Raw genomic sequence first — 12,867 nt, forward strand, 5'->3', positions numbered from 1 at the left:
GCTCCGTGCTGCGGTAGGACGTATCTCACCACAGGCCGCATTGCAAGTCCAGTCAGAAGTCAAGCGTGCCGGACACCGCCAGCGTGCGTGGCGCGCCCAGCACCAAGTAGCCCGAGCCGGAGGCACCGCCAGCCGACGCCCAATAGTTCCGATCGAATACGTTATCGATGCGCGCCCGCAGCGTTAGCGCCCGCTCGCCGATACGCGTGAGATACCGGATCCCGATATCGGCGCGGGTCCACGACGGCACCCGTTGCAGGTTGGCGGCATCGAGGAATTGCCGCGACGTGTAGGCCACGCGGCCATCCACCGCCAGTCCCGTCACACCCGGCACGTCCCAGTCCGCGTTCAGGTTCAGCTGCGTGCGGGGCACGCCGATCGGCTCGTTGCCGTCGCTCAGGCCGCCAGTCGTGCGGCGCTGCTCCGCATCGAGCAGGGTCAGGCCACCGAGCACGCGCAGGCCGCGCAGCGGCTGGCCGAAAACGGAGAATTCCAGGCCACGGTTGCGCTGTTCACCGCTGGGGCCGTATATGCCATCCACGACGGCGGCCAGTGGCTGCCCGGTCGTAAACAGGGCCGCATTGAAGCCGAAACGGCCGGTATCGATCTTCGCGCCGATCTCCCTCTGGCGCGACACGGTTGGCGCGAACGTTTCACCCACATTGGTCACGCCGGCGCCACTCGCGGTCAAGCCCTTCTGCAAGCCTTCGATATAGTTTGCATACAACGAAACATGCCTGACCGGCTTGAACACGATCGCGGCCGCGGGGGTGTTGCGGCTCATGTCATACGCGGCACTCTGCGCGCCGGTGTTGTAGTCGTAGCTGTAGTCCTTGATGCGCTGGTGCCGCACGCCGACCGTGAGCAATACGCGGTCGTCGGCCAGCGCCAGCGTGTCCGCCACCGCGTAGCTCGACAGGATCGACTTGCTGGTCGTCAGTGGGGCGTCCAGCCTGCCGCCAACAAGGTACGTTGCCGCGGGTTCCGCCACTGCCACCGGTGTGTAGACGTTCGTGCGCAGCACGCCTGCGCCGAAGTCGCTCATCGCGTAGGCATTGCGCGAGTCGCTGTGGAAGCCGGTCGCCGTCGCGCTGATGCTGTGACCCACGCCGCCGGTGCGCAGTGCCGCGCGCATGCCGACTTCGCCGGTGCGCACCGTGTCTTCGCGTTCGTTGTCGAACCGGTAGACGGTGCCCCCGCCATCCGCCGCGGTCACCGTGGGATTCGCCAAGACGTTCGATTCGTTGCCTGAACGGGCGCCGAACGCGGCCCAGGCCACGGCGCCGGGCGCCAGGTCGAGTTCGCCGCGCAGCGTGCCGAACGTGTCGCGTTCGTCGGAGTGCGTCCACGATTGCGCAAAATTGCGATCGCCGCCGGGTGCCGTGGGGAGCGGCACGCCGGCGCCGACCCGCACGCTCGGGCGCGGGGCAGCCAGGCGATGGTCCTGGTAGCCGGCATCGGCGGAAAGGCGATAGTGTCCGCCGTTCCAGTCGACTCCCACGCTGGCCAGCGAGAGTTCGCGGCCTTCGCCCTCAATCGCCGTGTCGCCGTCGCGGCGTACCGCATTGAAGCGGATGCCTGCCCGGTTGTCCGGTCCGAACCGGCGGCCGATGTCGAAGGCGGCATGGCGCTGGCCACCTGTTTCGATGCCGGCCGACAGTGCCGTCACCGGCGCATTGCCGGCACGTTTCGGCAGCAGGTTGATCGAGCCGCCGATGCCGCCGCCACCCGGTGCGGCGCCGTTCAGGAACGCGTTCGCGCCGCGAAACACCTCGACCCGCTCGAGCAGCTCGGTCGCCACGTACTGGCGCGGCAGGATGCCATACAGGCCGTTGTAGGCAAGGTCGTCCGAGTTGGCGGCAAAGCCGCGGATCATGTACATCTCCTGGTAATTGCCGAAGCCGCGCGTTACCCGCACGCCCGGATCGTTCTGCAGCACGTCGGCCACGCTGCGCGTTTGCTGGTCCTGGATCAACTGCTGCGTATAACTGGTGGCGTTGAACGGCGCATCCATCATGTCGACATTGCCGAGCAGGCCGAGGCGTCCGCCGCGTGCTACCTGGCCGCCGGAATAGGACTTCGACAGGCCGGCGGCGGACGCATCGGCCGATGCGCTGACGACGACCGTCTGGATCGCCGGGCGATCGGCCGGTACGCTGTCCTGGGCATGGGCGGCACCGATTGCGAGCAGGGCGGCGGCACAGGCGAGGGGAGTCAATCGTGGAGCTGGCTTGAACATGGCATGCAATCGTCAACAGGAAATCCCGATATTATGGTAAATGCGAACAGTTTGCATTATCATTCCCGAATGTTCCTCCTTTTTGCCGCATTCTCCGTCCTCCCATGACACCTGTCGCCATCCGCCGCTGGGCCTGGATCCACAAATGGAGCAGCCTGGTCTGCACCGTCTTCATGCTGCTGCTCTGTATTACCGGGCTGCCGCTGATCTACCACCATGAAATCGGTCACTTGCTCGGCACCGAAGTCGAGGCCAGGCCCATGCCAGCGGGCGCGCCCAAAGCCAGCATGGATGCCATCGTGGCCGCCGGCATGGCGGCCTATCCCGGCAAGAAGATGATGTACGCATTCCAGGAAGCGGATGAGCCGAACCTGTGGCACCTCACCCTGGGCGACCATGGCACCGACGAGAACTACAAGGCGACCGCGGTCGACGCCCGCACGGCCGAGGTGCTGCCCACGCCGCAATTCGAAGGCAGCTTCATGTCGGTGATGTTCCACCTGCACGTGGACCTGTATGCCGGCCTGTGGGGCAAGCTGTTCCTAGGCCTGATGGGCTTGCTGCTGCTGGTGGCGATCGTGTCCGGTGTGGTCCTGTATGCACCGTTCATGCGCAAGCTGGAGTTCGGCACCGTACGTCGTGCCCGCACCAACCGCACCAAGTGGCTCGACCTGCATAACCTGCTCGGCATCGTCACGCTGACCTGGCTGTTCGTCGTTGGCGGCACCGGCATGATCAACACATGGGCCGACCTGATGCTGAAGTACTGGCAATCGACCGAGATGGCGGACATGGTGGCGCCGTACAAGAACGCGCCTCCGATCAGCCAGTTCGGGTCGGTCGAGGCTTCCGTGAAACGGGCCCAGGCACTGGAGCCGGGCATGAAGGTGGGCTTCATCGCGTTTCCAGGCACGCCGTACACGAGCGAACACCACTATGGCGTGTTCATGCACGGCGACGCGCCGCTCACCTCGCGCCTGTACAAGCCGGTGCTGATCGATGCCCAGACGACCGAAGTGACGGATAGCCGCGACCTGCCCTGGTACCTCACCGCGCTGCTCGTTTCGCAACCGCTGCACTTCGGCGACTACGGCGGGCCGGTGCTGCAGTTCCTGTGGGCCGTGCTGGACGTGCTGACGATCTTCGTGCTCGGCAGCGGGCTGTACCTGTGGCTCAAGCGGGGCGTTCCGGTTCCCGTCCGCGCAACGGACGAACAGGAGGCGACAGCGGAAGGGGCCGGCGTGCCGGCGCTGGCCCGGGGAGACGCGCGATGAGCCCCGCCTTTCTGCGCCTGTGGGGCGTACCGATCTTGCTGGGCGTCCTTACCGCGATCGGCCTGGTTGCCGCCTTGCTTGGCGACGGCATGTGGGACGCCGTCTCGGGCGTCGCTCTGGGCTTGCCCGTGCTGCTGGGGATCTGGCACAGCCTGCGCAAGCAGGGGCGCTGAGCCGCACATCCGGCCCACACCGCGTGCGCACGCTGCACGCTGGCGCTTGCGGTCTTCAGCGTCCGCGTTCGGCCTCAGTGCTGGTCCACATGCGGCAATTCGCCGATGATCCTGCCATATTCGGCCGTGGCGTCGGCGAGCGGCGTTCCCTGGAACGCGACCTGCAATTCCAGCGCCTCCAGCCGCGCCGCGCCCGCCTGGCAGCGCGCCAGCCGGCTCGTCACGTCGTGCTGGCGGTGCAGGTTCGTGGCCACGGCCGCCAGCAGCGAGCAGATACTGGCCACGCCGCACAGGATCCGCCAGCTCGGGGTGTCCGGGCCGGCCGATCCCAGTGCCCGGGTCAGCTCCGGCCCGCCCATCGCCGGGCCGGCCGTCAGCACCGTTGCCACGGCGCTGGCAATCACGCTCAGCAGCGTCAGCGCACTGTCGCGCCGGCGCAAGGCGTCCGCGGCCTGGGCCGCGGCAAGCCGCCGGGCCCGTACGATCGCCACGAAGGCCGTGCGTTCGTCGGGCACCGGATCCGCCCGTGCCTGGGCACTGGGCGTCGATCCAGCGTTCCCGGATTCCTGTTGCCGCATAGTCCTCCCGCTGGCCAAGCCCTCGATCACTTCAGCATAGTCCGAAGCGCGGGCAAGTCCAGTGCCTACTGCCCCGGCATGTCGGGTTGCTGGGCCAGCGATTGCGGCACGGGGGGTGTCAGCACGGGCGTTACGGCTTCCGGCAGGGGCATGCGCACCGGCTGGTCGGCCGAGTCGGGCACTGCCTGCCACTGCGGCGCTTCGATGCCTTCGAAGACCTGGCGCAGCTGTTTGCCCCAGCTGCCGCGCAGCATCTGGAAATAGGCATTCCCTTCGTCGATGGTCACGAAGCGCGTCACGGCCAGGCTGTCGTGCTCGTAGACGAGCAGGTCGAGCGGCAGGCCGACCGAAATGTTCGAGCGCAGTGTGGAGTCCATCGAGATCAGCGCGCACTTGACGGCATCGTCCAGCGACAAGGCCGGCTTCACCACGCGGTCGATGATCGGCTTGCCATACTTGGCTTCGCCGATCTGGAAGTACGTATTTTCATCATGCGCCTCGATGAAATTGCCGGCCGAATACACCTGGAACAGGCGGCATGCCTCGCCACGGATCTGGCCGCCGAAAATCAGCGCCACATTGAACTCGATATTGAATTGCGCCAGTGCCTGCGCCTCGCGCAAATGGATGGCGCGCACCGCTTCGCCCACGATGCGGGTGGCCTCATACATGTTCGGCGCGCTCCAGATCGTGAAGCCGTTGCTGCCCACGTAGTCGTGCAGCAGTTGCAGCACGGATTGGGAAATCGACAGATTACCTGCCGTCATCAGCACCAGCGTGCGGTCGCCGGGGTTTTCGAACACGTTCATCTTGCGGAACGTGCCGATCTGGTCGACGCCGGCATTCGTGCGGGTGTCGGAAAGGAAAACCAGTCCGGCATCCAGGCGCATGGCCACGCAGTAAGTCATGAAAACACTCTCCGGCAGGAACGTTGTGAAAAGAGGGCAGCGTCGCCGTCACTGCTGGACGATGCGGACTTCGACATCGAGCGCCTCCTGGCCGCCGCCGTGGCGCACGCCGCGCACGGGGGCCGCAGCCTCGTAATCGCGGCCCACGGCAATGCGGCAATAGGCATCCGTCATCAACCGGGCATGCGTCACGTCGATGCTGAGCCATCCTTCGTAAGCGGGGTCGCTGACCCAGGCATCCACCCAGGCATGGCTGGCGGCATGTCCCGTGTCTTCCGGGTCGATATAGCCCGACACGTAGCGCGCCGGAATGCCTCGCGCATGACAGCAGGCAAGGAAAATATGCGCATGGTCCTGGCATACCCCTTGGCCCAGTTGCAGCGCGTCGCCGGCCGCGGTCGTCACCTCGGTCGCACCGCTTTGATACCGCACCGCACCAAAGATGTGCTCGGCGAGCTTCATCAGGTGCCGGGTGCGGGCGCGGCCATCGGGCAGGCACGCGGCAGCCAGCTCGACGATGCCCGGCGCGGCCGCTGTCAGCCGCGTCGGCATCGTATAGATGAGTGGCGACAGTGTATCGTTGGCGGCGATGCGGCCCTGCCACGGGACGCTGGTTTCCACGACGCCCTCGGCCACGATCGACAGCGCGCCATGGCCCTGGTCGAGTGTGAGCATGTGCGACAGGTTGCCATAGGCATCCGTATAGGCGTTCAGGTGGCCGGGCGCCAGCAGTTTCCAGTGGAGCGCGTGCTGCTGGGGCTCGATGCGCGGCGTCAGGTGCAGTTGCTGGATCGTATATGCCAGCGGTTCGGTGTACGTATAGCGGGTTTCATGGCGGATCGACAGTTGCATGGGGTCTCCTCAGGCGGCCAGGGGCACGAGGAAGTCGCGGCTGACGCGGTTCCCCAGTTCATAGATGCGGCGCAGGAATCCGGTCAGGTAATCGTGCAGGCCGTGGTGCAGGATGTCCTCGATGCGGGCGAAGCGCAGCTCCGCGTGCAGCTGGCCCGCCAGCCGCTCCGTCTCGCCGGACGTGGCGTTGTGCACTTCGCCGAGGTTCTCGACCAGCGCTTCCATGCAGGCCAGCAGAGAGCGGGGCATGTCGGCTCGCAGCATCAGCATTTCGGCCACCCGTTCCGGGGTGATCACGTCGCGGTACATCTTGCGGTAGATCTCGAAGCCCGAGACCGACCGCAGCAGCGCCGCCCAGTAGTAGAAGTCGCGCCGCCCGCTGTCGTCGCCGCCGCCATGGTATTTGACGTCGAGGATGCGTGCGGTGTTATCGGCCCGTTCGAGGAACGTGCCGAGGCGAATGAAATGCACCGCCTCATCTTGCAGCATGGTGCCGATCGTCACGCCGCGTGACAGGTGCGAGCGGTACTTGACCCACTCGAAGAACTGGCCCGGGTCGCGCTCGTGCAGCCGGTCGCGCAGCTTGAATTGCAGGTCCAGCCATGTCTGGTTCTGCACTTCCCACACCTCGGTCGTGAGCGTGCCGCGCACGGCCCGGGCGTTTTCGCGGGCACCGTTCAGGCACGCGGCGATCGACGACGGGTTTCCGGGGTCCCGCACCATGAAGTCGATGACCTCGCTAGGCGCCAGGACAGCATGGCGGCTGTCGTAGGCCTGCTGCAGCTCGGAAATCCCCAGGATGGCTCGCCATGCCTGCTGGGCATCCGCATCCGACTGCGGCAGCAGCGCGGTCTGCACGTTGACGTCCAGCATGCGGGCGGTATTCTCGGCGCGCTCGGTATAGCGCGCCATCCAGTATAAATGGTCGGCGGTGCGACTCAGCATCTTGTTCTCCTCAATTTTCCAGCACCCAGGTATCTTTCGTGCCGCCGCCCTGCGATGAATTGACGACCAGCGATCCTTCCTTCAGCGCCACGCGCGTGAGTCCGCCGGGCACGATCGACGTGGTCTTGCCCGACAGGACGAACGGGCGCAGGTCGATATGACGCGGCGCCACGCCGGAAGCAACGAAGGTGGGGCAATTCGACAGGGCCAGCGTCGGCTGGGCGATGTAGCCTTCCGGCCGTGCGAGCAGGCGCGCGCGGAAATCCTCGATCTGCGCCTTCGTTGATGCCGGGCCCACCAGCATGCCGTAGCCGCCCGCGCCGTGAACCTCCTTCACCACCAGGTCCGGCAGGTTCGCCAGCGTGTACGCGAGATCCTCCTTCTTCCTGCACTGATAGGTGGGCACATTGTTCAATACCGGCTGTTCGGACAGGTAGAAGCGGATCATCTCCGGCACGTAGGGGTAGATCGATTTGTCGTCGGCCACGCCGGTACCGATCGCGTTGGCCAGCGTCACGCGCCCGGCACGGTACACGGAAAGCAGCCCGGGCACGCCCAGCGACGAATCGGCGCGAAAGGCCAGCGGATCCAGGAAATCGTCGTCCAGGCGGCGGTAGATCACGTCGACGCGACGCGGGCCGCGCGTGGTGCGCATGTACACCGCGTTGTCGCTGACGAACAGGTCCTTGCCTTCGACGAGTTCGACACCCATCTGCTGCGCCAGGAACGCATGCTCGAAGTAGGCCGAGTTGTACATCCCCGGCGTCATCACGACGACTGTCGGGTCGGCGACGCCGACCGGCGCCACCGAGCGCAGGTTGTCCAGCAGCAGGTCCGGATAGTGGTCGACCGGTGCGACACGGTGCCGCGCGAACAGTTCCGGATACAGCCGCATCATCATCTTGCGGTCTTCCAGCATGTACGACACGCCGGACGGTACCCGCAGGTTGTCCTCGAGGACGTAGAACTCGCCTTCGCCGGCGCGTACGATGTCGACCCCGGCGATATGCGCATAGATGTCGGAGGCAACGCTGATTCCCTGCATTTCCGGCCGATACTGCGCATTGCGGTAGATCTGCTCGGCCGGTATCACGCCGGCACGGATGATGTGCTGGTCATGGTAGATGTCGTGGATGAACATGTTCAGCGCCTGCACGCGCTGGACGAGGCCGCGTTGCAGATGCGCCCACTCGGCGGCAGGGATGATGCGCGGGATCGCATCGAACGGGATCAGCCGCTCGGTTCCCGCGTCGTCGCCATAGACGGCGAAGGTAATGCCCACACGGCGGAACGTCAGGTCCGCCTCGATGCGCTTGCGTTCGAGTGACTCAGGTGTCTGCCTGGCCAGCCAGCTGTCGAATTCCCGGTAGTGGGGCCGGACGCCTTCCGGCGAGATCATTTCGTTATAAAACTGCATTATTGTTTCCTCCCGCGAATGTGGAAGTTTATGCAATCGCTGTGCCAACCTCGTGCACGATTGAAATGTCACACCCCGTGTGGGAAAAACTTTACAGATGAGTTTCCCTGGTGCATCATTGCGTGTCGACCCAATCAATGTCCGGCATGCGTAGTTTACTGACAACCTTCCGATTGGGCCCCCATGACAGTTACCCTCCCGCGTCTCGTGCTACCCGCCAATGCAAACCGACCGCAACAGGCCGAGATCCGGCATGTGTGGGCGGGTGCGTTCGCGGTCGGCACGGGCGACATGGTGTTGACTGCGCTGCTGGGGTCTTGCGTCGGCATCGGCATCATCTGGCGCCGCAAGAAGCGCTGCGCACTGGCCCATTGCCTGCTGGCCGAGGCGCCGCTCGGCGATACCGGCGTCGACATGCGCTATGTCAGCAATGCCGTGCCCGGAATGCTGCGTTCTCTTGGTGCGCGCCCGGAAGACTATGCCGAGCTGGAGGTGGTGGCGGCCGGCGGCGCGAGCCTGTTCGACCACACGCAGTCGCCGCTGCGGGTAGGCGAACGGAACATCCTTGCCTTCGAGCGGGCCATGGCGACGTTCGGCCTGCGTGTCATCCACCATTTCCTCGGCGGCACGCACGGCTCGCGCATCACATTGCACTGCGCATCGCTGACATTCGAGACGAAACGCCTGAACGCGGGCTGAGCGAGCCGGACTGGGTGCGTCGCCGCACGGAATCGCGGCTGTGGGCATGGCACGCTGCAGATTCACTTGCCACCAGGACTTGCGATGAACAACAACAAGGTACGCAGTGCCAGTGTATTGCTGGCGTTGATGGCGCTGGGCGCCGGCGCGGCTGCACAACAGGGCGACGGCACGCGCGTCGGCATCGCCACCGCCGTCTGGAAGCCGGCCAAGGTGGATGCGACGCAGGAACGCATCGCCGCACTGAAGGCGCCGGCCGGCTTTGCCGTCGCGCCGTTTGCCACCGGACTGAAAAATGTCCGTATCCTGGTGGTGGCGCCGAACGGCGACGTCTATGCCAGCCGCAGAGACCAGGGCGACGTGCTGCTGCTGCGCGACAGCGACGGCGACGGGCGTGCCGATGGCGCACCGGTGATCGTTGCCAGCCGAGCCGGCATGCACGGCCTGGCAATCCGCAACGGCAAGCTGTTCCTGGCCACCGTCAAGGAAGTGTTCGTGGCCGACATTCGACCCGACGGGCGCCTGGGGGAGCCGAAACTGATCATCGGCGACCTGCCGGATGCCGGCCAGCACGCGAACCGCACGCTGGCATTCGGGCCGGACGGCATGCTGTACATTACGGTGGGGTCCACCTGCAACGCCTGCAATGAAAGCAATCCGGAAAACGCGACGGTATTGCGTGCATCGCCGGACGGCAAGCATCGCACCATCTTTGCCAGCGGCCTGCGCAACACCATCGGCATCGACTGGCACCCGCGCACAGGCGAATTGTGGGGGTTCGACCATGGCATCGACTTCCTGGGCGATGACGAGCAGCCCGAGGAATTGAACAAGCTGGAGCTGGGCAAGCAATACGGGTGGCCGCACGTGCATGGCAGTGGCGGCATCTACCCGCAAAGCACGCCGCAGGGCGAGATCAGCAAGGAGCAATGGAAAGAGCGCAGCGTGCCGATGACACTGGGCTACACAGCCCATGCCGCGCCGATGCAACTGGTGTTCTACCGGCATGGCGCCTTCCCGGCCGAGTACGACGGCGATGCCTTCGCGACGATGCGGGGATCATGGAACCGCAGCACTGCGTCCGGCTACGAGATCGTGCGCGTACGCTTTGCCAACGGGCAGCCAACATCGATCGAACCCTTCGTCACCGGTTTCCTGACCGATGACGGCCGCACCCATATCGCGCGCCCGGTCGGCCTTGCGGTGGCGAAGGATGGCGCCTTGCTGATGGCGGACGATGCCAACGGCGCGATCTATCGTATTGCTTACCAGGGCGATGCCCGCGGCACCCCCGGGCCGGCGGCGCCCGCCACGGTAATGGAACGGCAGGCAAACAAGGGCAACGGCGTGCCGCTGGCGAAAGACCGCGCGGAAACCGGCACGCACGGGAAAATGACGGTGACCTCGACGGCGATGCGCGACGGCGGCATGCTGGACATCCGCTACTCGGAATATGCCGATGGCGTATCGCCGCCGCTCGCCTGGCATGCGGTACCGGACGCGAAGTCGTATGTCGTCATCGCGGAAGATCCGGATTCGACACCGGTGAAGCCGTTCGTGCACTGGCTGGCCTGGAATATCCCCACTGGCGTGACACAGCTGCCCGAAGGCGTGCAGGAGCAGCCCCGGCTCACCGAGCCGGAAGGGGTACTGCAGGGACGTACCACGCGGGGCTCGATCGGTTACTACGGGCCGCGGCCGCCGGTCGGCGATCCCGCACACCGCTATCACTTCCAGGTATTCGCCCTCGACCGCATGCTGGACGTGCCGTTCGGCGCCGACCGGGAGCAGTTGCTGGCGGCGATGCGCGGCCATGTCGTGGCGAAGGGCACGCTGACCGCGCGCTATGCGCAGAAAGTCAAGCCGCCGAAATGAGGAAGGCCGGGCGCCGTCGCTACAATGGCGTCCTTTGACTGCGGGAGCTCACATGAAAGCGATCGTTACCGGCCACAGCCGCGGACTGGGCGAAGGCATCGCCCGTGCGTTGCTGTGCCAGGGCGTGGAAGTACTCGGCATCGCACGCCACGGCAACCCGGCGTTGCGCGGCATGCACGGCATGCGTGAAGTGGCGCTGGACCTGGCCGATGCCGCCGCATTGTCGGCCTGGCTGGAAGGCGGCGAGCTGGCGGCCTTCCTGGCCGGCGCGAGCAGCGCGCTGCTCGTGAATAACGCCGGTATCGTGCAGCCTGTCGGTGCGCCGGGCGGGCAGGGCGCCTCGCGCCTTGCGCTGGCCGTTGCGGTGAATGTGACGGCGGCCCTGGTCCTGACCGATGCGTTCGTGGCCGCGACGTCCGGCTGCGGCGACCGCCGCGTCGCCCATGTGTCCAGCGGGGCGGGCAGGGCCCCCTATGCAGGCTGGAGCACGTATTGCGCCACGAAAGCGGCATTGGACATGCACGCGCGCGCCGTCGCCCTCGAAGGCGTGCCAGGCCTGGCGATCGCCAGCATTGCCCCCGGTGTCATCGATACTGCGATGCAGGGAGAAATCCGCGCAACGCGGGATGAGGATTTTCCGGCACGCGAGCGTTTCCTGGCATTGAAGCGCGACGGCGGACTGGTGGACCCCGGCGCGGCCGGGGCGCAACTGGCAGCCTACGTGCTTGGTGCGCGCTTCGGCAGCGTGCCGCTGGCGGACCTGCGCGACGTGGGCTAGGCCTGCGCGACGAAGGCGCCTACCGGCCCGCGGCGCACACCCCGGCGGCCAGTCGCGACACCAGGGACAGGTCGCCGCTGCCGATGCCGGGCCAGGCAAAACGCGCGCCTTCGGTGGCGGCGCCGGCGAAGTCGCCATGGCGGCAGATACTGCGGGCGAAATCGGCGCCGTCGGCGCGCGCATGCTGCAGGCGAGCGCCGATCAGGCTGCAGAACGGGAAGTGCGCGCCATCGAGGATGCTTCCACTCAGATCGGCAGTGCCAAAATCGGTGCGCACGAAACGGCCACACGACAGGTCCGCACCGGCCAGCCGGGCGCCATGGAAATTGCAGTCGACAGCGCGCGCTCCGCGCAGCACCGCGCCATGCCAGTCGGTGCCGGCGGCCGCCTGCAAGGCATCGAGCTCCGCGTACTGCCACGTGCTGCCGGCCAGGTCCGCGCCGCTGAGGGCACAGTCGCGCAGGCGGGTCTGGCGAAAATCGCTGCGGGTCAGGTGCGCGCGCAGCGCCAGCACCTTGTCCCAGCGGGCACCGCGCCAGCGGCTGGCGTCGGCGCGGGCGTCGAGCAGGACCATCGCCGTGGCGCGACTGCGGTCCAGCACGGCGTGGGAAAGCGTGATGCCCACGGCCACGAATTGATCGAGGCGGGCGTCGGAAAGATCGGCGCCGGACCAGCAGGCATCGTTGGCGCGCACGCCGAGCAGCGACGCCCCGCACAGCCGCGCATGTTCGGCGCGGCTGCCATCCATGCAGGCACCATCGAAGTGTGTGCCCGAGCAATCGGCGTCGTCGAGCAGTACGCCGGTCAGCAGCGCATGCCGAAGCAACGTGCCGCGCAGGCTTGCGCCACGCAAGTCCGCCCGCTCCAGCACTGCACCGGACAAGTCCGCGCCATCGAGCACCATGCCGCGCAAGTCGGCGCCGGACAGGTCGCGGCCCGCCATGGGCACACCGCAACGTAGCCATTCCTGCAGGTGCGCAGCGGCAGGGGCGCGCCCGGCGGGGGGCGAAACGCAGGGAGCAGGACGGCACAGCCGGCCCCACAGCGCTGACGGAAAGAATTTCATCACCGGCCTCCATCGTCGGGCATGGTTCGCCCATCGGGCCGATTATGGACCTGTCACGCCGTT

The 12,867-nt window shown here is 66.4% G+C and carries 12 protein-coding genes; 5 read left to right on the forward strand and 7 right to left on the reverse strand.

The features are described from left to right. Window positions 1-52 precede the first annotated feature (52 nt). Entirely contained in the window at window positions 53-2,239 is a 2,187-nt protein-coding gene (locus ACY65G_RS03260; protein ID WP_464995925.1) for a TonB-dependent receptor, read from the reverse strand. A gap of 104 nt (window positions 2,240-2,343) precedes the next feature. Between ACY65G_RS03260 and ACY65G_RS03265 the strand changes: the two genes are divergently transcribed. Together ACY65G_RS03265 and ACY65G_RS03270 are read left to right on the forward strand one after the other, a co-directional pair. Continuing rightward, on the forward strand, window positions 2,344-3,513 hold the full coding sequence (locus ACY65G_RS03265; protein ID WP_464995926.1) for a PepSY-associated TM helix domain-containing protein: 1,170 nt from the start codon (window positions 2,344-2,346) through the stop codon (window positions 3,511-3,513). Beyond that, window positions 3,510-3,686: a hypothetical protein gene (locus ACY65G_RS03270; RefSeq protein WP_464995927.1), complete on the forward strand. Its 177-nt coding sequence runs from the start codon at window positions 3,510-3,512 to the stop codon at window positions 3,684-3,686. The genes ACY65G_RS03265 and ACY65G_RS03270 overlap by 4 nt, the downstream gene beginning before the upstream one ends. A 74-nt stretch (window positions 3,687-3,760) precedes the next feature. Here the strand turns inward: ACY65G_RS03270 and ACY65G_RS03275 are convergent, their stop codons facing one another. The 5 genes from ACY65G_RS03275 to ACY65G_RS03295 form a co-directional block, all read right to left on the reverse strand. Beyond that, entirely contained in the window at window positions 3,761-4,201 is a 441-nt protein-coding gene (locus tag ACY65G_RS03275; RefSeq protein WP_464995928.1) for a hypothetical protein, read from the reverse strand. 128 nt (window positions 4,202-4,329) lie between these two features. Continuing rightward, the gene (locus ACY65G_RS03280) at window positions 4,330-5,172 is read right to left on the reverse strand and encodes a proteasome-type protease (protein ID WP_464995929.1); all 843 of its coding nucleotides are present in this window, start codon (window positions 5,170-5,172) and stop codon (window positions 4,330-4,332) included. Window positions 5,173-5,220: 48 nt separating this feature from the next. Beyond that, window positions 5,221-6,024: a transglutaminase family protein gene (locus tag ACY65G_RS03285; RefSeq protein WP_464995930.1), complete on the reverse strand. Its 804-nt coding sequence runs from the start codon at window positions 6,022-6,024 to the stop codon at window positions 5,221-5,223. Window positions 6,025-6,033: 9 nt separating this feature from the next. Further along, window positions 6,034-6,969 (reverse strand): alpha-E domain-containing protein, encoded by a 936-nt coding sequence (locus ACY65G_RS03290; RefSeq protein WP_464995931.1) that lies wholly within the window; start codon window positions 6,967-6,969, stop codon window positions 6,034-6,036. A gap of 10 nt (window positions 6,970-6,979) precedes the next feature. Next, window positions 6,980-8,386, reverse strand: a complete 1,407-nt coding sequence (locus ACY65G_RS03295) for a circularly permuted type 2 ATP-grasp protein (RefSeq protein ID WP_464995932.1) — start codon at window positions 8,384-8,386, stop codon at window positions 6,980-6,982. 183 nt (window positions 8,387-8,569) lie between these two features. On the opposite strand from ACY65G_RS03295, the gene ACY65G_RS03300 reads away from it, so the two are divergent. The 3 genes from ACY65G_RS03300 (at window position 8,570) to ACY65G_RS03310 (ending at window position 11,738) form a co-directional block, all read left to right on the forward strand. Beyond that, on the forward strand, window positions 8,570-9,085 hold the full coding sequence (locus tag ACY65G_RS03300) for a chemotaxis protein CheD (protein ID WP_464995933.1): 516 nt from the start codon (window positions 8,570-8,572) through the stop codon (window positions 9,083-9,085). Between the two features lie 84 nt (window positions 9,086-9,169). Beyond that, window positions 9,170-10,960, forward strand: a complete 1,791-nt coding sequence (locus ACY65G_RS03305; RefSeq protein ID WP_464995934.1) for a YbhB/YbcL family Raf kinase inhibitor-like protein — start codon at window positions 9,170-9,172, stop codon at window positions 10,958-10,960. A 52-nt stretch (window positions 10,961-11,012) separates the two neighbouring features. Further along, entirely contained in the window at window positions 11,013-11,738 is a 726-nt protein-coding gene (locus tag ACY65G_RS03310; protein ID WP_464995935.1) for an SDR family oxidoreductase, read from the forward strand. Window positions 11,739-11,757: 19 nt separating this feature from the next. Here the strand turns inward: ACY65G_RS03310 and ACY65G_RS03315 are convergent, their stop codons facing one another. Further along, window positions 11,758-12,804 carry a pentapeptide repeat-containing protein gene (locus ACY65G_RS03315; protein WP_464995936.1) on the reverse strand — a complete coding sequence of 349 codons (1,047 nt, stop codon included), beginning with the start codon at window positions 12,802-12,804 and terminating at the stop codon, window positions 11,758-11,760. Window positions 12,805-12,867 lie beyond the last annotated feature (63 nt).

The sequence above is a fragment of the Pseudoduganella sp. jia 12 genome, from assembly GCF_055502675.1.